The organism is Pantoea sp. PA1 (assembly GCF_056856975.1).
In genome coordinates this window covers 268,714-288,782 of record NZ_JBXGEE010000002.1, presented here as the reverse complement: position 1 = coordinate 288,782, position 20,069 = coordinate 268,714, and the positions used below count along the sequence as shown (strand labels likewise).

Annotated in this window: 18 protein-coding genes; 10 read left to right on the top strand and 8 right to left on the bottom strand. The window is 57.4% G+C overall.

What is annotated here, in order from left to right:
- Window positions 1–67 precede the first annotated feature (67 nt).
- Window positions 68–1,066: a YsnF/AvaK domain-containing protein gene (locus tag AC1V0D_RS12105; RefSeq protein WP_482907471.1), complete on the bottom strand. Its 999-nt coding sequence runs from the start codon at window positions 1,064–1,066 to the stop codon at window positions 68–70.
- Between the two features lie 16 nt (window positions 1,067–1,082).
- Window positions 1,083–1,484, bottom strand: a complete 402-nt coding sequence (locus AC1V0D_RS12100) for a DUF2382 domain-containing protein (RefSeq protein ID WP_033736634.1) — start codon at window positions 1,482–1,484, stop codon at window positions 1,083–1,085.
- Window positions 1,485–2,017: 533 nt separating this feature from the next.
- Here AC1V0D_RS12100 and AC1V0D_RS12095 point away from each other — a divergent pair.
- The 3 genes from AC1V0D_RS12095 to AC1V0D_RS12085 all read left to right on the top strand — a co-directional run bounded on the left by AC1V0D_RS12095 (window position 2,018) and on the right by AC1V0D_RS12085 (window position 3,978).
- On the top strand, window positions 2,018–2,527 hold the full coding sequence (locus AC1V0D_RS12095; RefSeq protein ID WP_482907470.1) for a YjjA family protein: 510 nt from the start codon (window positions 2,018–2,020) through the stop codon (window positions 2,525–2,527).
- 131 nt (window positions 2,528–2,658) lie between these two features.
- A complete protein-coding gene (locus tag AC1V0D_RS12090) occupies window positions 2,659–3,294 on the top strand; it encodes a hypothetical protein (protein WP_046101128.1) in 636 nt (211 codons plus the stop codon).
- A gap of 15 nt (window positions 3,295–3,309) precedes the next feature.
- Window positions 3,310–3,978: a MarC family NAAT transporter gene (locus tag AC1V0D_RS12085; protein ID WP_140923198.1), complete on the top strand. Its 669-nt coding sequence runs from the start codon at window positions 3,310–3,312 to the stop codon at window positions 3,976–3,978.
- 47 nt (window positions 3,979–4,025) lie between these two features.
- On the opposite strand, the gene AC1V0D_RS12080 is transcribed toward AC1V0D_RS12085, so the two are convergent.
- The 3 genes from AC1V0D_RS12080 to AC1V0D_RS12070 are packed head-to-tail and all read right to left on the bottom strand — an operon-like array spanning window position 4,026 to window position 7,822.
- Window positions 4,026–5,288 (bottom strand): c-type cytochrome, encoded by a 1,263-nt coding sequence (locus AC1V0D_RS12080; protein WP_482907469.1) that lies wholly within the window; start codon window positions 5,286–5,288, stop codon window positions 4,026–4,028.
- Window positions 5,289–5,292: 4 nt separating this feature from the next.
- Window positions 5,293–7,062, bottom strand: a complete 1,770-nt coding sequence (locus tag AC1V0D_RS12075) for a GMC family oxidoreductase (RefSeq protein ID WP_009092335.1) — start codon at window positions 7,060–7,062, stop codon at window positions 5,293–5,295.
- Between the two features lie 31 nt (window positions 7,063–7,093).
- On the bottom strand, window positions 7,094–7,822 hold the full coding sequence (locus tag AC1V0D_RS12070; protein WP_046101124.1) for a gluconate 2-dehydrogenase subunit 3 family protein: 729 nt from the start codon (window positions 7,820–7,822) through the stop codon (window positions 7,094–7,096).
- 689 nt (window positions 7,823–8,511) lie between these two features.
- Here AC1V0D_RS12070 and AC1V0D_RS12065 point away from each other — a divergent pair.
- Window positions 8,512–10,083, top strand: a complete 1,572-nt coding sequence (locus AC1V0D_RS12065; RefSeq protein ID WP_482907468.1) for an ABC transporter substrate-binding protein — start codon at window positions 8,512–8,514, stop codon at window positions 10,081–10,083.
- A gap of 160 nt (window positions 10,084–10,243) precedes the next feature.
- Window positions 10,244–11,746, top strand: coding sequence for a helicase HerA-like C-terminal domain-containing protein (locus AC1V0D_RS12060; protein WP_325954361.1), 1,503 nt, complete (start codon window positions 10,244–10,246; stop codon window positions 11,744–11,746).
- Window positions 11,747–11,778: 32 nt separating this feature from the next.
- Here AC1V0D_RS12060 and AC1V0D_RS12055 read toward each other — a convergent pair whose 3' ends face one another.
- Window positions 11,779–12,273, bottom strand: coding sequence for a hypothetical protein (locus AC1V0D_RS12055; protein WP_009092341.1), 495 nt, complete (start codon window positions 12,271–12,273; stop codon window positions 11,779–11,781).
- A gap of 248 nt (window positions 12,274–12,521) precedes the next feature.
- Between AC1V0D_RS12055 and AC1V0D_RS12050 the strand changes: the two genes are divergently transcribed.
- Complete coding sequence (locus AC1V0D_RS12050) at window positions 12,522–13,811, top strand: DUF445 domain-containing protein (RefSeq protein ID WP_482907467.1); 1,290 nt, start codon at window positions 12,522–12,524, stop codon at window positions 13,809–13,811.
- A gap of 65 nt (window positions 13,812–13,876) precedes the next feature.
- Here the strand turns inward: AC1V0D_RS12050 and AC1V0D_RS12045 are convergent, their stop codons facing one another.
- On the bottom strand, window positions 13,877–14,722 hold the full coding sequence (locus AC1V0D_RS12045; RefSeq protein ID WP_009092343.1) for a BtpA/SgcQ family protein: 846 nt from the start codon (window positions 14,720–14,722) through the stop codon (window positions 13,877–13,879).
- Window positions 14,723–14,751: 29 nt separating this feature from the next.
- Here AC1V0D_RS12045 and AC1V0D_RS12040 point away from each other — a divergent pair, with 29 nt between their 5' ends.
- On the top strand, window positions 14,752–15,633 hold the full coding sequence (locus AC1V0D_RS12040) for a ribokinase (RefSeq protein ID WP_482907466.1): 882 nt from the start codon (window positions 14,752–14,754) through the stop codon (window positions 15,631–15,633).
- Here AC1V0D_RS12040 and AC1V0D_RS12035 read toward each other — a convergent pair.
- On the bottom strand, window positions 15,626–16,576 hold the full coding sequence (locus AC1V0D_RS12035) for an ABC transporter substrate-binding protein (protein ID WP_150028702.1): 951 nt from the start codon (window positions 16,574–16,576) through the stop codon (window positions 15,626–15,628). The genes AC1V0D_RS12040 and AC1V0D_RS12035 overlap by 8 nt on opposite strands.
- A 323-nt stretch (window positions 16,577–16,899) precedes the next feature.
- Here AC1V0D_RS12035 and AC1V0D_RS12030 point away from each other — a divergent pair, with 323 nt between their 5' ends.
- The 3 genes from AC1V0D_RS12030 to AC1V0D_RS12020 all read left to right on the top strand — a co-directional run bounded on the left by AC1V0D_RS12030 (window position 16,900) and on the right by AC1V0D_RS12020 (window position 20,068).
- Window positions 16,900–17,922, top strand: a complete 1,023-nt coding sequence (locus AC1V0D_RS12030; protein ID WP_111207644.1) for a LacI family DNA-binding transcriptional regulator — start codon at window positions 16,900–16,902, stop codon at window positions 17,920–17,922.
- A 375-nt stretch (window positions 17,923–18,297) separates the two neighbouring features.
- Window positions 18,298–19,044, top strand: a complete 747-nt coding sequence (locus tag AC1V0D_RS12025; protein WP_162484735.1) for an ATP-binding cassette domain-containing protein — start codon at window positions 18,298–18,300, stop codon at window positions 19,042–19,044.
- A 22-nt stretch (window positions 19,045–19,066) separates the two neighbouring features.
- A complete protein-coding gene (locus AC1V0D_RS12020; RefSeq protein ID WP_482907465.1) occupies window positions 19,067–20,068 on the top strand; it encodes an ABC transporter permease in 1,002 nt (333 codons plus the stop codon).
- Window position 20,069 lies beyond the last annotated feature (1 nt).

The following is a 20,069-nucleotide window of genomic DNA, read 5'->3' as shown; positions in this document are numbered from 1 at the left end:
GGTTGGCTTCTTCGTGCATGCTCAGCATCGGGCATTGCCCTCAGCGCCTGTTGTCAGGGTTGGCGCCTCAGTGCGAATGGTCGTAATCACGATGATGCAGCTTGTTTTCAACCTTATCCTTCACTTCGCTGGCTTTCTCGCTCACCTTCTCCGTCAGGCTCTCTTTGTGGTCGCGGTTCTGCACGCCGGGTGAGGCCGTGCCTGCGGTTACCGGTTTGCCTCGAGCCGCCGAACCCGGCAGTTCGCTATCCAGACCGCCACGGGCGTGGTCGATATCCACTTCCTGACGACGCACCGTGTCATTGATGGTCTCGGTGCGGTCACTGCCATCGGTTCGCACCACCACTTCTTCTTTCACATGAGCCGTTTTGTTGATCACTGGCTGCTCATGGGTCTCCGCCACTTCGACGGTTTTCTCGGACCAGTCCACCTCTCCGGCCAGCGCGGGTTCATTCACCGAGCGGCGGAAGATGTCAGCGTGCTGCTCATGCAGCGAAATCTCTTCAGAGACGGTATCGGTCACCGTATAGCGGCGTACACGGGTGGAGCCTTCGCTGACCAGACGTTTACCCACTTCAATCTGCTCTTCGGCCAGACGCAGAATATCGGCCTCGCTCTCATCACCGGTCAGCGAGGTGCGTCGCGGCTCAACCTGACGGTCGTTGGTCTCACCGGCAAACTGCTTACCCGCCGTCGGGTTAACGCCCGGCGTGGTCGTGCCGTTATCCAGGGTGCTCTGCATACGTGACGGGACATCCACCGAGTCATGTGAATGGAGAATCGTCATGGCGCGTGCCAGCTTCTCCTCTTCGGTGCGCAGCGTCAGAACCACGCCGCCTTTATCCATCGCCCGGGTATAGACATCCGCCTGATCTTTATCGACGGTATGGCCAAACAGGCGCTGCCAGAGGCTCGGATGGCGGACTGACTGCCCTTCCTGCTCTAAACGCTCTCCACTGATAAGACTGATGTCCCGATCGGAAAAGCCTGCTTTCACGAGATTTCTTTTCGCGGCCTCTGCCTGATTTGCAGAATCGAACAGTGTTACGATTTTTTCCTGTGCCATGATAGGTTCCTCTCTGTTAGCGGGTTTGATCGTCATCTCTCTCAACGTTCACCTGCTGCTCACGTCGGGTCACCACTTCCTGAAAAGGAACGTGTTCCTGCACTTTTCGGATGTGGATTTCCTCTTTAAGCACCAGTTTTCTGACGATTTGAATTTCTTCTTCAACTACCGGGACAATCAGTACACCGTTTTCTTCCCTGATATCGGGCATCGTCTCTACGGGTTGTGCTTTTGCTACATGCTCAACCTCAACCTTATCCCGGTTAAGCAGTGTACTGATGACCTCGTCATGCTCGGTTGTGGAACGGGTAACCCGGACATGTCCATCCACAATCTTTTGCTTCGTCAGGGCTATTTTCTCTTCAGCGAGTTTAAGCGCGACCTCTGCAGAGTTATTGTGTTCTGGCTGCCCAGCCATATTGATTCTCCCGTTAAGATTAAATATCTGCCACAACTGCCTGACACAGTGATTAAGCATGAACACTCTCGCTGATTTCGCAAGCCGGAATAATAAAATTTCCGGCGAATGAAATTTATATTCAGCCCCCTCGATTAACATCAATCAAAATAAAATCTCAGTTTTTACCGCTGCGCTAAAAATAGAAAAACCCGTAAAAACAAAAACCTGAAAAGAACTGATTTCACGGATAAATAGTTACCTTCCGGTATATGGCATCAGGATTTATGCCGATAAAAAGGCCACAAAAATTCGCGGTAACCAGGAATATTCCTGCCATAACGGGCGAGAATATTAAATAATGTTTCAGCGCCAGATCTTTATTTACACAGCCATCATGTTACGCCGTGAAATAACCCAGGCCGCGCTTTACTCCATTATTCAGCGCCATGATTACAGAAGAGTCTTAAAGTAAAATTAAATAAAAAAGTTCAGGAACTTTCTGTGCCTTTGCTTCTCTTAGCAAAACTGAATACGCAGATACCGAGGTTGAGATGAAACAGGCACAACGCAGTGTGTGGGGATGGGGACTGGCCGCGCTTCTGGTCGCAGGCAGTGCATCAGCAGCAAGCTGGCAGGATCAGCTGAGCAGTGCAGCGTCGCAGCTCAGCCAGCAGAACAGCGGTAACACCACCAGCACCATGCAGCAGAATGGCGGGCTGTCGCTCTCCTCCATTACCAGTATGCTGGGCGGCGGCGACAAAGCGGTCAGCGCCAGTAGCATGACGAACGCGGCCGGCGTGATGCAGTACTGCGTCGAGCACAACGTGGTGAAAAACAATGTGCAGTCGGTGAAAGATCAGGTGCTGAGCAAGCTGGGCCTGACTACGCCCGCCGCGCAACAGCAGCAGACAGACTACACCCAGGGTCTGGCTGGCCTGCTGAACACCGGTAACGGTCAGCAGCTTAATCTGCAGAGCCTGAGCAACTCGCCAATGGGTGAGAAACTCAAAACCAAAGCCTGCGACGTGGTCCTGAAGCAGGGCAAAAACTTTATCTCCTGATCCCTTCTCTGCCTCCCTCTCCTCGTGGTTCAGCGGGGAGCGGGAAACTCCCCCGTGCTGTGATGCCTGACATTCCCTTAACCTGGGGTTGAGCGCTATAGTGTTGTTTTGGTTTCTACAGGACAGCACGCATGAAAGGCATCAACATCGCACTTTACTTCGACCCCGATCAGATCCAGGCCTGCGTCCACCAGCAGGACGGCAGCTATCTCAGCAAAAAATTCGAGTATGACGATGGCGTGATTGAAGAGATCTATCAGTGGCTGGATCAGTACGAACCCAACCGCACGCATATCTGTCTGATAGAAAACGAAACCGCCGAACTGCTGGCCGATGAGCTGGTCGACAGCGGCTATCGCGTTCACCAGGTCACCATGCACCAGCTGCTGAGCTGGTTCGCAGCCGAACCCCCTGCTTCCCCTGACGGCACGCCGATGCGCGCCATGCTGCGCTTCCTGGAGGAGGAGCATCCGCGCGAATATGAGTCGCGCACGCCGCAGACCGAAGCGCTGATGGAGATGTTCGACGAGCTGGACGCGCTGGAGATGGTCGATGACGGCGACGACGAAGACGCCCTGCCGGGCGATCTGCTGCGCGCCATGAAGAAGCATAAAATCACCGCCAGCGCCGCGGCCCAGCGACTGCTGCCGGAAGTCAACGAGCGCATCCGCGAACACCTGATGCAGTATCCCGAACTGATGACGCCTGAAATCCTGCAGGACTTCTTCCCCGAGTTGCTGGAAGCGCTGGAGCGCCCGAAACATTAATCAGGGGGATCTGACATGCTGGAGCTGATCAAAGCGGTAAGCCTGGGGCTGGTCGTGCTGCTGCCGCTGGCGAATCCGCTCACCACCGTGGCGCTGTTTTTAGGGCTGGCGGGTGACATGAACTTCCAGGAGCGCAACCGTCAGGCGCGCCAGGCGTCTCTCTACGTGTTCGCCATCATGCTGGTGGCGTGGTACGCGGGCAATGCGGTGCTGAACACCTTTGGCATCTCGATTCCCGGCCTGCGTATCGCCGGTGGACTCATTGTCGCCTTTATCGGTTTCCGGATGCTCTTTCCGGCGAAGCCTGCCAGCCATTCGGTGGAAGCAAAGCAGAAACTGGATGAGCTGGACGAGGCCAAAGAGCCGGTGAACATCGCCTTTGTGCCGCTGGCGATGCCGAGCACGGCCGGGCCGGGAACCATTGCGATGATCATCTCTTCCGCCTCGACGGTGAAAAGCGGGGTCGATTTTCCCGCCTGGGTGCTGAGCGTCGCGCCGGTGCTGACCTTCCTGCTGGTGAGTGTGATTTTGTGGGTCTCGCTGCGCAGCTCCGGAGCGATCATGAAGCTGGTCGGCAAAAGCGGCATTGAGGCGATCTCGCGCCTGATGGGATTTTTACTGGTCTGCATGGGCGTGCAGTTTGTGATTAACGGCGTGCTGGAAGTGGCGCGCACCTTCCACTGATCCGGGCGTTCCCCTCTCCAGACCGGCCGAGGGGAAGCCCTTCTTCGTTACTTCAGCGTTTTACGCACCTCAGCCACCTGATCTTTACTCACGGCTGGCGCGCTGTTGCTCCAGCCCTGACGAATAAAGGTCGCCAGCTGCGCCACTTCATCATCACTCAGCCGTCCGGCAAAGCCAGGCATCGCCAGTTTTGACGGGGCCTTAGCGACAGAGGGTTGCTGTGCGCCTGCCAGGATCGTATGGATCAGTCCGGTGGGGTCGCTGGCGTTGACGATCGTCGCCTGATCCAGTTCCGGGAAGACGCCCGGTGCGCCTTTGCCGGTCACGAAGTGACAGGCACCGCAGTTATCCAGATAGAGACGCTCACCTTCGCTGAGATTTTTCGCCGCGGTAAGTTTCGCTTCCGTAGCCTGCTGCGCCTGCACGTTAAACGCCTGCAGGGGCGGATTGCCGCCCAGGAACTTCAGGTAAGCGGCGATGGCGTTGAGATCGGCGTCGGTCATGTGCGAACTGCTGTGCTCAATCACAGAGGTCATCTCGCCGCCTACTGACGCTTTATCGTTACGCCCGGTCTGCAGATAATCCACGATCTCCTGCTGGCTCCAGTGCGGCAGGCCACGCAGCGACGGCACTGCCCAGTGGTTCAGGCTGCCACCTGCCAGGAATTGATCGTCACCGCTGTCGAGGGCTTTCTCGTTCATGCCCAGGCCGCGCGGCGTATGGCAGCTGCCGCAGTGACCCAGACTCTCCACGATATAGGCACCGCGGTTAACCTCGGCTGATGCGCCACCGATTGGCCGGAACGGCTTATCGGACGTGAACGCCCAGTTCCAGAAACGCATGCCCCAGCGCTGGCTGAACGGAAAGCTCAGATCCGTTTCCGGTGGCTGTTCTGCGTTCGGCTGCACGCCCTTCATAAAGTAGACGTAGAGCGCGTGGATATCGTCATCACTGATTCTGGCGTAGTCGGGGTAAGGCATCGCCGGATAGAGACGGGAGCCGTCCGGCAGGATGCCTTTTCGCACCGCGTCAGCAAACTGCTGCTCACTGTAGTTACCGATGCCGTGTTGCTTATCGGGCGTGATATTGGTGGAGAAGATGGTGCCGAGGTTCGAGGTAATCGCCAGTCCGCCCGCATAGTCGGGCTTGCCCGGCAGCGAGTGGCACGCCATGCAGTCACCGAGCCGGGCGAGGTATTCACCCTGCTTAATCAGTTGTGCTTCATCTTCGGCGTGCACCGGCAGCGCAGAGAGGCTGCCCAGCAGCAGCGCGCTGCTGACGATAAAAGAGTTAATTTTCAGCTTATTCATGCGCTTATGCCTGTACCAGTGGGCCGGGATTTTTCAGGTAGTGATCTTTGATCGCCTGTGCGGCCATCAGGGTAATCGCACCGATGGTGTCGGTCGGGTTCGCCTGGAAGTTCTGCGGGAAGGCGTTGCCGCCCGGCACAAAGACGTTATGCACATCCCAGCTCTGCAGGTATTTATTCAGCGCCGAGGTTTTCGGGTTATCGCCCATCACCGCCCCGCCCACGTTGTGGGTCGAGACATATTTGGTGATATCGAAATCCGCGCCCATCGGCAGGAAGCTCATGCTCATGCTGTCGGGGTTCAGCTCTTTAGCGATATTGCCGACGATCCCTTTCAGATGCTGCTGCAGCTTCAGCTCATTCTCTTTCCAGTTGAAGGTCATACGCAGCAGCGGCAGCCCGCGGTGATCGTTGTAGTTCGGATCGAGATCCAGATAGATATCGCGGTAGGACTGACAGGTGGTGGTAATGCTGATCTTCATCGAATGACCGTACCACTCCTCCAGGCCTTCCTTGTAGCCCATGCCCCAGGAGGGCGTGCCTTTTGGCAGCGCGGTGCTGATGGGCGTGCCGGTCGCCTGTGAACTGTGGATCTTCGCGCCGCCCAGGAAGCCCAGTCCGGGACCATCGAAGTTGCCTGGCGAGATATCGTTAAACATCTGCCCGGTCGCGCCTGCGGTGGCGTAGGGGTTAAAGTTTTTATCTTTGAAGAAGAGGGTTGCGCCGCCGTTCGACAGGAAGGCGTAGTTACGGCCGACCACGCCCTCTTCGGTTATCGGGTTGTAAGGCTTGCCGATGCCGGAGAGCAGCATCAGCCGCACGTTGTAGAGCTGGAAGCTGCTCAGCACGACGATTTTCGCCGGCTGGAAGCACTCATTGCCCTGCGCATCGATGTAGATCACCCCTTTGGCGGTTTTCTTATCATCGTTCAGCACCACCTTAATCACTTCCGCGTTCACTTCATAAGAGAAGTTCGGCATGCGCTTCAGCGCGTCCATCACCGCCGTCTGCGGCGACGCTTTGGAGTAGTTCAGGCAGGGATATTTACTGCAGTAGCCGCAGTAGTTGCAGGGGGCGATCTGGTTGCCGTAGGGGTTTTTCCACGCCCGCGACACACAGGCCGACGGGTTCGGGAACGGGTGGTAACCGAGTTTTTGCGCCGCCTCTTTGAACATCACATTGTTCAGCGTGTCTTCCAGCGCGGGCAGCGGATAAGGTTCAGAACGTGGCCCTTCAAACGGATCGCCGCCCGGCAGGATTTTGCCGCGCAGATTGCCGGTGTTGCCCGACTGGCCGCAGATCAGCTCGAATTTGTAGTAGTACGGCTCGATCTCTTCCCAGCTGAAGGGGAAGTCCATCACCCGCATATCTTCCTGCAGAATGCCGGGCTTGTACGCCTCGTCGACATAGGTTTTGAGTTTGATATCGGTCGGAGTGGGACGGATCAGTACCGCCGTCCAGTGCATGCCTGCACCGCCGACGCCGGTGCCCGGTGCAAATGCACCCCATTTACGGGTAGGCAGTGCGGTCTGGCTGCTGTTGTAGCGCACGGTGACCGCCACTTCCGCCGGGGTGGCGAACACTTTGTTGCGCACCGCATAGGCATATTCATCTGCCGGTTTCGGATAGGCGAACTCGTCATAATCGCGATCGCCACCGCGCTCCAGGGCGCGCACCTCCAGTCCTGCCAGCGCCAGCTCAATACTCATCAGTGAGCCTGCCCAGCCGAGGCCGCAGACCACGACGTCGACTTCTTTTTTAGTAACCTGTGCCATGATAATCCTGTTTACCTGATGTGGAAGCGCCTCAGGCGCGTTCACCTTTGATGCTGACCGGGCCGAGCGGATAAGGCACATTGTGCTGTTTCACCCACTCGGTGAAGCTGGCACGCGCGCCGGGGAAGCCGATGGCGATCCAGGCTTTCATCCCTTTATTGCCGCCATACATCGGGTCGGCCAGATAGCCATGTTTGGTATCGGAAAGCAGCTGGCTGAAGAAATGTGACGGTCTGAGATCGGCTTCGCCCAGCGCGGCAAAGTCGATCTGGTTTTTATTCACCTGCGTCAGCACCGCATCCTTCTCCTCCAGCGTCAGCGCAGCAAACGCTTTCTGATGGGTGTCATGGCACCACTGATTGAGCAGCTTTATGCCGGTCTGGTAGATCTGCTGGGGACGGAACGGGATCTGATAGCCCAGCGTCGCGGGAGCCTGGGTATTGAAAGGCCCCTGCAGGTAGATTTCACTGCCGAAGGCTTCGCTGTGCAGCTGCTGATCGATAAAGATCGGCACATTGGTTTCCAGCGCGCCCGGCGCTTTGCCTTTGCCGCCTGCCGGGATCAGACGATCGGTGGCCGCCAGGATGAACTGCCACTCGTCGGCACTGAAAAAGATCGGCCTGTAATCGGCTAACTCGGGGGCCGCCATCTCTGCCGCCTGTGCCGCCGTGATGCCCTTTAACACCAGCTCACTTAATGGCAGCGCCAGCAGTGAACCGAGCAAAAATTTACGCCTGGTGGTGGGTTTTTCTAAAAGCATATCCGCACGACTCTCATCTGCTGAATACCCCTCTTAATCGCTGATGACGCTGAAAGGCGATGCGCAGAGGGGTATTCCCCGCCGGTATTCACGCACACGGCACAGACGACGGCAGAACGGTTAAGGGCGGGTAGAATTATCTATCGGTGACAAAGAAAATATATCGGTTAAAGACCTGACAATCTTAGGGATATAAATGTGTCTGAATGTAAATTTAAAATTTACACGCTGTCACAGCCGAAAAAGGTTATCAGACGGCACCCATTCAGCGGGCAGAAAAAAGCGTAACCGGAAGAGGGAATACCGGGAAAAAGCGATAAAAATCGGTTAATTAGCCATTATCCGGCAGCTATGTGGCGGGATATTTTCCTATTGTCATTATCACGCTCATCGATCGTTAAAAAAGATTACGCTTCCCTGTTCGCTGCCTTTCTGCACGCCACGCTTTAAACAGGCTGCTTTTTTCAGGTGGTCAGTTACAGATAACAGGCTTTTGCTTCGGTGAGCCGGAATAATATTTCCGGAGCGAAAAGAATATTAAAGAAATAATCACAATCCGCCATTATATTCGCCTTTCTGTCCGTCTGAACCTGACGCGACTATTTGTGCAAAGCTCAGAACAAACCGGCATTTTGAGATTATCGGGCGCCCGCTAGAGTAGAGCCATTACCGACTCAGGATAACCCTCTATGCGAAAAACGCTTTTGTCCCTGTTAACGGCTCTGACTCTGGTTCACTCCGCACATGCGGCCACCCCCGCCGATACGCTGGTGGTGGCCGTTCCGCTGGATGGCATCATCAGTTTTGACCCGGCGGAAAGTTTCGAAACGGTCAGCAACAGCAGCCTGCGCAATATCTACCAGATGCTGCTGGAGCCGGATCATCACAATCCGCAGCAGCTCTCGCCGCTGGCCGCGACCCGCTGGCAGGCGGGCAAAACACCGCACAGTCTGGTATTTGATCTTAATCCCCAGGCCCGCTTCGCCAGCGGTAATCCGCTGACCGCTGAGGATGTGGTGTTCTCCTTAACCCGCGCGGTGAAGCTGAATAAAGCGCCCTCTTTTATTCTGGGCGAGTTTGGCTGGACGCCAGAAAATATCGACCAGCAGTTCACGGTGATCAGCGACCACCAGCTTGAGCTGCGCTGGCCGGCGGAGATTGGCCGCGACCTGGCGCTGCGCCTGCTGACCGCGCCGGTCGCCTCGATTGTTGACAGCAGGCTGGTCCGGCAGCACGCCAGTAACAATGACTACGGCAACGGCTGGCTGAAGGTGCACTCGGCAGGCAGCGCCGCCTACGCCATCAGGCAGTTTGTGCCGCTGCAGGCGCTGGTTCTGGAGGCCAATCCCTACAGCACCCAAAAACCGCATCTGAAGCGCGTTCTGCTGAAAGGGGTGGCCGATCCGGGCAGCCGCCGGCTGCTGATCCAGCAGGGAGATGTGGATGTCGCCTATCAGCTCGGCCCGGACCAGATCGCCGCGCTGAAGAACACGGCGGGGGTGCGTGTCGAGGCCTTCCCGTCGAGCCTGGTTTACTACCTCGGCTTTAACACCCAAAGTCCGCAGCAACCGGCGCTGGGCAATCCGGCGCTGTGGCAGGCGGCGCGCTGGCTGGTGGACTATGAGAGCCTGGCGAACCAGCTGCTGAAGGGTCAGTACCGTATTCACCAGAGCTTCCTGCCGGACGGGTTTGACGGCACCCTGAATACCACGCCGTTCCACTACGATCTGAAAAAGGCACAGGAAATTCTGCAGAAAGGCGGCATTAAACCGGGCACGCATATCGCGCTGACGGTGGTCAACCAGCCGCCTTACATCGACGTGGCGCAGGCGCTGCAGGCGAGCTTCGCTAAAGCCGATGTGCAACTCGATCTTCAGCCGGTGGCGGAATCGGAGCTGTGGAGCAAAATGCGCAGCCGTGACTTCCAGGCGATCTTCTCTTACTGGGGCGCGGACTACATCGATCCCAACACCAACGCCAGCGCCTTTGCTTATAACGTACCCGGCGGCGGCAAAACCCTGGCCTGGCGCGTCGGCTGGACGATCCCTGAACTCAGCGCGCAGACCCGCGCCGCCGCCGGAGAGAGTGACGCCGCAAAACGTCGCAGCCTTTACACGGCCCTGCAGACCCGCGTCCAGCAGGATTCGCCGTTTGTTCTGCTGCTGCAGGGCGCAACCCAGGTCGCCGTGCGCAGCAACCTGAAGAGCCTGCAGCAGGGTATCGGCGTCAGCCTGCTCAATTTTGAAGAGGTGCAGAAGTAGAAAACCCGGCAGGGATGGCAGCCTGCCTGAAATGACGCCAGTAAAAGCGAGGCCGTTGCAGGACAGCGCAACGGCCTCGCTTTTGACGAATTGTTCTCCTCTTCCCTGCCCTTCGCTTGCTATCCTTCAGGCATAACCCGTTGCCCGAGAGAGGAAAATCATGACATCTCCGCTACTGATTGCCCGGACGCCTGACGTCGAACTCCATCTGTTACCGCAAATGGCGAACCGCCACGGCTTAATCACCGGCGCAACCGGCACCGGTAAAACCGTCACGCTGCAGAAGCTGGCCGAATCCTTCTCCGCCAGCGGCGTGCCGGTCTTTATGGCCGACGTGAAAGGCGATTTAACCGGCGTGGCGATGGCCGGTCAGTCCGGCGAAAAGCTTCAGGAGAGACTGGCGAAGATCGGCGTCACCGACTGGCAGCCGCAGAGCAATCCGGTGGTGCTGTGGGATATCTTCGGCGAGAAAGGCCATCCGGTGCGGGCAACCGTCTCCGATCTCGGCCCGCTGCTGCTGGCGCGCCTGCTGAACCTTAATGAGGTGCAGAGCGGCGTTCTGCAGATTATCTTCCGCATCGCCGATGATCAGGGCCTGCTGCTGCTGGACTTCAAAGATCTGCGCGCCATGACCCAGTACATCGGTGACAACGCGAAGAGCTTTCAGACCCAGTATGGCAATATCAACAGCGCCTCGATCGGCGCGATTCAGCGCGGTCTGCTGACGCTGGAGCAACAGGGTGCAGAGCACTTCTTTGGCGAACCGATGCTGGATATCGCCGACTGGATGCGCGTCGACAGCAACGGTAAAGGCGTCATCAACATCCTCTCTGCTGAAAAGCTCTACCAGATGCCGAAGCTCTATGCCACCAGCCTGCTGTGGCTGCTGTCAGAGCTGTATGAGCGTCTGCCGGAAGCGGGCGATCTGGATAAGCCTAAGCTGGTCTTCTTCTTTGATGAGGCGCACCTGCTGTTTACCGACGCGCCGCCGGTGCTGCTGGAGAAGATCGAACAGGTGATGCGTCTGATCCGCTCCAAAGGGGTCGGCGTCTGGTTTGTTACCCAGAACCCGTCGGATATCCCGGATCGGGTGCTGGGCCAGCTCGGCAACCGCGTACAGCACGCCCTGCGCGCCTTCACCCCCAAAGATCAGAAGGCGGTGAAAACCGCCGCAGAGACCCTGCGCGCCAATCCGGCTTTTGACAGCGCAGAGGCCATTCAGGCACTCGGCACCGGCGAAGCACTCATCTCCTTCCTGGATGCCAAAGGCAGTCCGTCGGTCGTCGAGCGCGCCATGGTGATTGCGCCTGGTTCGCGCATGGGTCCGGTGACAGGCGATGAGCGCAACGGTCTGATCAACCATTCGCCGCTGTATGGCAAATATGACACGGACATCGATCGGGAATCGGCTTATGAACGGCTGCAACAGGGCGTGCAGGCCGCCAGTGACAAGGCCAATGCGCCTGAAGCCAAAGGCAACGCGGTGGCGGTCGATGACGGGATTCTGGGGGGATTAAAAGAGATCCTGTTTGGCAGCACCGGTCCGCGCGGCGGCAAGCGGGATGGTGTGGTGCAGACCATGGCGAAGAGCGCCGGGCGTCAGATTACTCACCAGATCATTCGCGGCGTGCTGGGCAGCCTGTTTGGCGGTCGTCGCCGCTAAAGGTGGGTGGCAGCCGGGCTGCCACCTTAACGCTACTGATGTTTCCAGTGGGTGGAGACCGGGTTGGTGACCGTGTTCTTTTCCTGCGTGTAGGTGCCGTTCTGCTGGGCAATCGCTTCGCCGGTATCGACAATCGCGTTCTGGATAAACACATTCTGCTTATCGCCGCGCACAAAGGTCAGCTGATGGAAGGCGGTCTTGTTACCCCAATCGCTGGAGGGCAGCGAGATAAAGCGCACCGTGAAGGTCTCATCATCGAAACTGCCCTGCATCACGTAGACGCCGTAATGGTTTTCACCCTGCGAGATGATTTTATAGGTGCCGTTGTCGTAGTAATAAATTTCGGCATCGGGAAAGGGTTTTTTGTCGTACATTTTACGGTAATGCAGGACCTGCTTAATGGTGGGCTTGCCGAAGCTGACGGTCAGATTTTTTCCATCGGCAGAGGTGGTCAGCCCTTCTGCATGCGCGCCGATACCACTCATTAACATCAACAGACTGGCGGTTGCCGTTGCGATTGCTTTCACGTGAATTCTCCTGGTCTGGTTCCATGGATAGGGTGTGTCAACGTAAGGAGACTGCCTGCGGAATGTACACCGCCGTAACTGTTTATCAGAGTGGTAATTTTTAAGGTGATTAGTTTTTAGGAACAGTCTGGTCAGCGCCTCGCCCGTCCGGTTAAGACCGCATAAATCCGTGCCAGACTTAACTGCACTTTTCGACCGGGAGAGGAGAACGTTGACCTGTTAAGCAGGCAAACTGCTAAGATCAGGATATGGATAAACAACGCGAACTCAAACGGACCAAACGCCTGGCGCTCTCGCTGCTGCTGCTGGCCGCCCTCACCTTTGTCGTCACACTGTTTCTGCCGCCCAGCTTTTACGTCAGCGGCATCAAAGCCATAGCGGAAGCCGCGATGGTCGGCGCACTGGCCGACTGGTTTGCGGTGGTGGCGCTGTTTCGCCGCGTGCCGGTGCCGTTTATTGCCCGTCATACGGCCATTATTCCGCGCAACAAAGATCGCATCGGTGAGAATCTGGGGCGCTTTGTGCAGGAGAAGTTTCTGGATACCGATTCGCTGCTGAATCTGATCCGCCGCTACGATCCCTCCACCCTGCTGGCGAAGTGGCTCAATGCGCCAGGTAACGCCGACCGCGTGGGCCGCCATCTGCTGCAGGTGATGCGCGGCTTCCTGGATCTGACCGATGACACCCGCATCCAGACCTTTATGCGTCGTGCGGTGCATCGCGCTATCGATAAGGTCGATCTCAGCCAGACCAGTGCCCTGGTGCTGGAGAGCCTGACGAAGAACAATCGTCACCAGGCGCTGCTGGACGCGGCAATCGACCAGCTGCTGAAGCTGCTGCACAAACCCACCACCCGGGAATTTATCGCTAACCAGCTGGTGCGCTGGCTGAAGCGCGAGCATCCCATCAAGGCGAAAATGCTGCCGACCGAGTGGCTGGGCGAGCACAGCGCAGAACTGGTGGCGAACGCGGTGGATTCCCTGCTGGATGATGTGGCGCTGGATCAGGGCCATGAACTGCGGCTGGGCTTTAACCGGGCGGTTGAGAAGCTCATCGTGAAGCTGCAGAGCGACCCGGAAATGGCGGCCCGCGCCGACGAGATCAAAGGCTGGCTGAAAGAGGATGCCTCCTTTAACCGCTACATCGGCGAGCTCTGGAATGATATGCGCAGCTGGCTCAAGGCAGATTTCAGCAGCGAAGATTCACGCGTGCAGGAGAAAATAGGCGATGCGGCACGCTGGCTGGGCGAAACCCTGGCCGCCGACCCGGCGCTGCGCGACTCAATGAATCAGCACCTGGAGCAGGCCGCCCGCAGCGTCGCGCCGGAGTTTGCCCGCTTCCTGACGCGCCATATCAGCGACACGGTGAAAAGCTGGGATGCGCGGGATATGTCGCAGCAGATAGAGCTGAACATCGGTAAGGATCTGCAGTTTATCCGCATCAACGGGACGCTGGTGGGCGGCACCATCGGGCTGATCCTCTACCTGCTGTCGCAGCTTCCCGCCGTACTGCCGGTGGTGAAAGGCTGGCTGGGCTGACGTAACCAAAAAACCTCGCCTCCCTGCGGGGTTTTTTGTCCTCTGCGTCAGGCAATAAAGGGCGGTTATGGCTGCTCCAGCGCAGGCTGCGCGACCGCCATAAACGCTTTTACCCTCTCCCGATCCACATCGTTCCACCAGACGCCATCGACTTTGAGCGCACTGGCTACGATCACAGCCTGCGTGCGCGCCAGAATCTGGCAGACGTTGGCGGGCGTCACGCCCGACCCCACCAGCAGCGGTAAGGTGGTGGCAGCGCGGATCTCGTCGATTTCCTCCAGCGTGGCGCTGTCGCCGGTGCGTTGTCCGGTGGCGATAACCGCATCCGCTTCGAAGAAGTCGACATCGCGGGTCAGTTCCCGAATGGAGCGATCGGCCACTATCGCGTGGCTGCCGTGTTTAACATGGCTGTCGGCGAATACCCGGATATGTTCGGCCCGCAGCTGGCTACGGTAGCGCAGCGCTTTCGCGGCAGCCCCTTCAATAAAGCCTTCGTTGGCGATATAAGCATTCGCCCACTGATTGACGCGGATAAAATCCGCCCCGCCCGCCAGCGCGGTGGCAAAGGCAGGCAGCGCGGCATTCGCCAGCACGTTAATGCCCAGCGGCACGCCGAAACGCTCCCGCACTTTTTCCGTAATCACCGCCATCAGCGCCGGCGTTTCCGGGCCAATATCCTCAGGTTTTGAAAAAGGAATATCGCCATGATTTTCCACAATCAGGCCGTGAACCCCGCCCAGAATATAATTTTCCGCATCGCGTAATGCGCGATCAATTATCGCGCTGACAGGTTTGCCCCGATATTTTGGTGAGCCCGGGAAGGGGTCACAATGAATGACGCCAATAACCGCTTTAGGGCGTGAAAATATCGCTTGTATTGCATCAATTTTTCCTGCTGATATAGCAACCATCGCTTCTTTATCCTGTTCGGGAAAACACTATGCGTGTTTATGTGGCTGGAAATATTACTGTCGATGAAACCTGGTCTGTTACCGATATTCCGGCTAAGGGCGCCTCTGTTCACGGTTATCAGCGATCGCAGGATATCGGCGGAAAAGGCGCGAATCAGGCGATAGTGTTATCCCGTTGCGGCATTGAAACCTGTTTAATTGCCGCGACCGGTCATGACAGCAAAGGAAAATGGATCCGTCAGCAGCTCATGAACGAGCCCGTGACGTTACTGCCCACGCAGCCGATGACTGCGTTGAGCGACACCTCGCTTATTCTGCACAGCGCCGATGGCGATAACGCCATTATTACCAGTACATCGGCGGCAGAAGCGCTGGATATCACTACGCTTGGCCACCATCTGGCCAGCGCGCGTCCGGGCGATCTGCTGGTGCAGCAGGGCAATTTCTCGCCCGAAAAAACCCATGCGCTGTTCAGCCTGGCCAAATCCTGCGGCCTGATAACCGTATTTAACCCCTCACCCGTGCACGCCGCTTTTGCCTCATGCTGGTCGCTGGTCGATATCGCCGTGGTCAATCAGCACGAAGCGCTGCAGCTACAGCCCCGCGCAGTGAAAACGCTAGTGACCACACTGGGCAGTGCGGGCGCCTGGCTGACGCAGGGCGACCAGCGAACGTTTTGTCCGGCGCAACCCGTTAATGCCACAGATACCACCGGCGCAGGCGATACCTTTCTTGCCGTGATGCTGGCTTCCGCGATCCTGCGCGGGGGGGAAATCGATGCTTTAGCACTGACGCATGCCAGTCAGGCTGCGGCGCTGACTGTCAGCCGTCACGGGACACGTCAGGCCTTCCCCACCGCAGAGGAACTCGCCGCGCTGCTCCAGTCAGGCAGCGAGCCAGCGGTTATTTAAACATTGCGCGATAACTGTCCACGTTGGCTTTGGTCACCACCGTGGCCGGAACCAGAATGGTTTTCGACACGGTTTTGCCTGCGGTAATCGCGTTCAGGGCTTTTACCGCCTCTTCACCCATCTTTTTCGGGTCCTGTTGCAGGACAGCCGTGACATAACCGCCATCAATCCCGCTGATGGCTTTGGACGTCAGATCCCAGCCAAAGACTTTGATCTCTTTCTGGCGGCCCTGGTTTTCCACCGCCGCAATCGCGCCCAGCAGTGCCGGCTCGCCGGTCGCGTAGATAGCGGTTAAATCCGGGTTACCGGTGATCAGGTTTTCTGCCGCCGTCATCGCCGTATCCTGCACGTTCTGGCCATCAACCACATCCGCGACGGTGATGCCCGGATTGCTTTTGATGGTTTCTTCAAATCCCTTCTGACGCTGGTTCTGCACGGCCGAATTCAGCGCGCCCACAATGCCCAGTCGCGCTTTGCCGCCCATATTCTTCGCCACGTAGTCGACAAAATAGTGACCAATAATTTTGCCGCCTTCCAGGTTATCCACGCCCACCTGTGCCGCCTGTGGGCCCGCCGGTAATACCGCATCAATCGCAATAACCGGTATTCTGGCGGCGGCCGCTTCTTTAATCGCTGGCATAATGCCGTTGACGTCAATCGCGTCCACCATAATGCCCTTCACACCCTGCTGAATATAGGTTTCAATGGCGTCGTTTTGAGACACTGGATTATCGTTGGCGTTAAAGATCACTAAATTTTTACCGCTGGCTTTCGCTGCTTCCTGGGCGCCATTATTCATCTGATTAAAAAACAGGGCCTGCTGATTGATCTGAACCAGCGCATAAGTGGGCGCGGCTTTCGCCAGTGAAAATAATGAACCCGCAGACAGTAAGCCGGTTGCCAGCGCAACAGCACGCAGTTTTCTGGTGTTAAATGCCATCATCTTAAAATTCCTCGTCGGGAATGAGCGATAACCAGTTGATCTCCGCATTAAAATGCAGAGGGAATAGTGTTGGCGGGCAAATATCGTCTGAATGGCTGCTTCAGCCAGAACCTGAATAATCGACTTTCTGCACACCGTCCATTATGGTGCACGTGTGAAAGGAATTAATCGGGTTTGGGAGTGACTCCCGGGTCGTGCGGTAAACTGCCTTTAACATTCGCTTCTGGCTAAATTTTGTCAAGCGATTATTTTATCGTCAGCGGGCATGGAAAAACTGTCTCCGCTGCGCGCAACTGTGTTACTGATAGCCGATTCCGGGCAAGATGGCAGGTGATATGAGTAAAAAACGGGTGCTGTTATCGGATGTGGCAGCGCTGGCCGGACTCTCTAAAGCGACCGTATCCCGCTATATGAATCAAAGCATTATGCTGCCGCAGGAGACGATTGACCGCATTGAAGCGGCGATTCGTCAGCTGGATTATCGCGGTAACAGTCTGGCGCGTCGCCTGAGCAAGGGCGGCAGCGAAACTCTGGGGCTGGTGCTGCCCGATATTACCAATCCCTTCTTTGCCGAACTGGCAGATGCCGCCGAAGAAGCCGCCTCTGCTCATGGCTACAGCCTGGTACTCTGTATTACCCGCAACCATCCGGACAAAGAGAGTCAGTTTATCCGCTGGCTGGATACCTGCCAGGTGGATGGCCTGCTGTTTACCACCAACCATCCTGATAACGGTCTGTTACGCAAAGAGATTAACCGCCACCAGCGCATCGTGCTGCTGGATGAGGACATCCCTGGCAGCGTCGTGCCCAAGGTGTTTGCCGACAACGTTCAGGGTGGACGGATGGCTACCGAAAATCTGATTGCTGCGGGTCATCGGGATATCGCCTTTGTCGGCGGCCCGGCGGAACTGATGAGTGTACGCGAACGCTACCAGGGGTTCTGCACCGCAATGGAGCAGGCTGGCCTGCGTGTCCCGCCCGAATGGGTGATGTACGGCGAATACCAGCGTGAGTTCGGTAAACAGGCGCTGGAACAGCTGTTCAGCCGCGCAGAGCGCCCCACCGCCGTCTTTGCCGCCAGCGATTTTCTGGTACTGGGATTGATGGATGGCCTGCGCGCGCGCGGACTCAGTGCGCCCGACGCGCTGTCCCTGGTGGGCTTTGATGACGCCACCTATGCTGACTTCACCCAGCCCCGTATATCCACCATCCGCCAGCCCGCACGTGAACTGGGCCGCACGGCCGTAGAGATCATGTTGCGTATTCTGAATGATGACCTCCCCGTCCCCGCCGAAACCCGCCTGCAGGTTGAATGGGTGGCGCGCGACTCGATACGGATCCGTTAACCACGACCCAGAATGGCGCAAAAGCGCACAATAGTGGCGCAAAAAGTGAGCGCCTTCATTTTGCCGGTTTCTGTTCAGTAAACCGGTTTACCTGAAGTCAAACAGCAAATGTTCTGCATTACAGTGAGTTAGACCCTAAGTGCCACGCCTGATCACAGACTGGCACGGAAGCTGCACTGTCTCACCCGGCAAACAAATATCGTGTAGCGTGTTGTTCTGTGTGTTGTGACAAAGGGTTTATCCTGCAGGTAAACCGGTTTACAAGGGCGTAAACCGTGCCGGATAGCCCCTTTTTACATGCAGAGTAACGGTCCCGTTAGTGGTGATGGGAGTAATCATATGCAGCAGGCACACACTGCCCTGACACGGGTAGAGATGGTGAATATTACCAAGACCTATGGCGCAATCCGGTCTCTGCAGGGCGTCAACCTGCAACTGGCTCCGGGTGAAGTGCTGGGTCTGGTGGGCGATAACGGCGCGGGAAAATCCACGCTGACCAAGGTGCTGTCAGGAGCGGTCGTCCCGACCAGCGGCACGATTCGTATTGATGGCGAAGAGCAGCATTTCTCTACTCCGGCGGATTCGCGCCGCTGCCATATCGAGATGGTGTATCAGGATCTGTCGCTGTGCGACACCGTCGATGTGGCAGGCAACCTGTTTATGGGACGTGAACCGATGAAGTCCATTTTCGGCATCCCGTTTCTGGACGAAGAAAAAATGCACACTGACGCGCGGGAAATGCTGAAAGGCCTGGGGATTTCTATCCCGGATACCCGGCTGCTGGTGCGCAACTTATCCGGCGGGCAGCGCCAGGCGATTGCCATTGCACGCGCTGCCGCCTTCGATCCCAAGGTACTGATTATGGATGAACCCACCGCCGCGCTGGCCGTCGCCGAAGTGGAGGCGGTGCTGGAGCTGATCCGCCGGGTGTCGGCACGGGGCGTGAGCGTCATCCTGATCACCCATCGCTTACAGGATCTCTTCCTGGTGTGCGATCGCATCATGGTGATGTACGAGGGCACCAATGTGGCGGAGCGCCGCGTGGCCGAAACGGATCTGACCGAGATCGTCAATTTGATCGTGGGTGAGAAGTTTGTCGCCCGCTCGGCCGCCGCGCACTGAGCGAGGTAACAGGATGACTATTATGAATCTGAGCAGTTCCCGCATGACACAGCACTCGCTGCCGCGTCGTCTGCTGCACAACCACTCTGGCGTGGTGAGCATCGCGCTGTTTTTCGTGTTCTGCTGCGTGGTCTTTTCCCTGATCACCGGCAACTTCCTCAGCAGTGCTAACTGGCTGAATATCATTCGCCAGAGCGCGCCGCTGCTGATTGTCGCCACGGCGATGACGCTGGTGATCACCACGGGCGGGATCGATCTCTCCGTAGGATCGACGCTGGCGCTGGTCGGCGTCCTTTCCGCTATCGCGCTGAATAACTGGGGCCTGCCCTGGCCGGTGGTGTTGCTGGGCGGCTTGCTGCTGGGCGCGCTGGTGGGGGCCATTAACGGCTTCTTTATCGCTTACGAAGGCATCCCGGCCTTTATCGTCACGCTGGCGACGCTGGCGGTGGTGCGCGGCGTGGCGCTGCTGATTACCCAGGGCTACTCCATTCCCATTCCTGCCGACAGCCCGTTCGCTTTAATGGGCCGCGCCTGGGTACTGGGCGTGCCGATGCCCGCGCTGATTGGCATCGTGGCGCTGATCGTCGGCCATATCGCGCTGAATCATATGCGTTTTGGTCGCTATGTCACGGCGATTGGCGCGAATGCGGAAGGCGCGCGCCGGAGCGGCATTAACACCAAAGCCGTAACCATGAAGGTCTACATCCTCAGCGGTATGGCGGCGGCGCTGGCGGGCATGATCATCACCGCACGTCTGGGCAGCGGCTCCTCCAACCAGGGCGAAGGCTTCGAGTTGCAGGTGATCGCGGCGGTGGTGCTGGGCAGTACCAGCCTGTTTGGCGGCTTCGGAACCGTTATCGGCACGCTGCTCGGCGCGCTGTCGATTGCCATCATCCAGAACGGCCTGATTCTGTCGCATATCTCCCCGTTTTACACGCAGATCGCCACCGGTACGATTATTCTGCTGGCCATCTGGCTCAACACCCGCATTCTCAACCCGACGCGATCGGCGGCGAAAGGATAGC

Coding starts and splice junctions, on each gene's coding strand:
- AC1V0D_RS12105 (WP_482907471.1), bottom strand. CDS start 1,066: ATGGCACAGGAAAAAATCGTAACACTGTTCGATTCTGCAAATCAGGCA.
- AC1V0D_RS12100 (WP_033736634.1), bottom strand. CDS start 1,484: ATGGCTGGGCAGCCAGAACACAATAACTCTGCAGAGGTCGCGCTTAAA.
- AC1V0D_RS12095 (WP_482907470.1), top strand. CDS start 2,018: ATGAAACAGGCACAACGCAGTGTGTGGGGATGGGGACTGGCCGCGCTT.
- AC1V0D_RS12090 (WP_046101128.1), top strand. CDS start 2,659: ATGAAAGGCATCAACATCGCACTTTACTTCGACCCCGATCAGATCCAG.
- AC1V0D_RS12085 (WP_140923198.1), top strand. CDS start 3,310: ATGCTGGAGCTGATCAAAGCGGTAAGCCTGGGGCTGGTCGTGCTGCTG.
- AC1V0D_RS12080 (WP_482907469.1), bottom strand. CDS start 5,288: ATGAATAAGCTGAAAATTAACTCTTTTATCGTCAGCAGCGCGCTGCTG.
- AC1V0D_RS12075 (WP_009092335.1), bottom strand. CDS start 7,062: ATGGCACAGGTTACTAAAAAAGAAGTCGACGTCGTGGTCTGCGGCCTC.
- AC1V0D_RS12070 (WP_046101124.1), bottom strand. CDS start 7,822: ATGCTTTTAGAAAAACCCACCACCAGGCGTAAATTTTTGCTCGGTTCA.
- AC1V0D_RS12065 (WP_482907468.1), top strand. CDS start 8,512: ATGCGAAAAACGCTTTTGTCCCTGTTAACGGCTCTGACTCTGGTTCAC.
- AC1V0D_RS12060 (WP_325954361.1), top strand. CDS start 10,244: ATGACATCTCCGCTACTGATTGCCCGGACGCCTGACGTCGAACTCCAT.
- AC1V0D_RS12050 (WP_482907467.1), top strand. CDS start 12,522: ATGGATAAACAACGCGAACTCAAACGGACCAAACGCCTGGCGCTCTCG.
- AC1V0D_RS12045 (WP_009092343.1), bottom strand. CDS start 14,722: ATGGTTGCTATATCAGCAGGAAAAATTGATGCAATACAAGCGATATTT.
- AC1V0D_RS12040 (WP_482907466.1), top strand. CDS start 14,752: ATGCGTGTTTATGTGGCTGGAAATATTACTGTCGATGAAACCTGGTCT.
- AC1V0D_RS12035 (WP_150028702.1), bottom strand. CDS start 16,576: ATGATGGCATTTAACACCAGAAAACTGCGTGCTGTTGCGCTGGCAACC.
- AC1V0D_RS12030 (WP_111207644.1), top strand. CDS start 16,900: ATGGCAGGTGATATGAGTAAAAAACGGGTGCTGTTATCGGATGTGGCA.
- AC1V0D_RS12025 (WP_162484735.1), top strand. CDS start 18,298: ATGGTGAATATTACCAAGACCTATGGCGCAATCCGGTCTCTGCAGGGC.
- AC1V0D_RS12020 (WP_482907465.1), top strand. CDS start 19,067: ATGAATCTGAGCAGTTCCCGCATGACACAGCACTCGCTGCCGCGTCGT.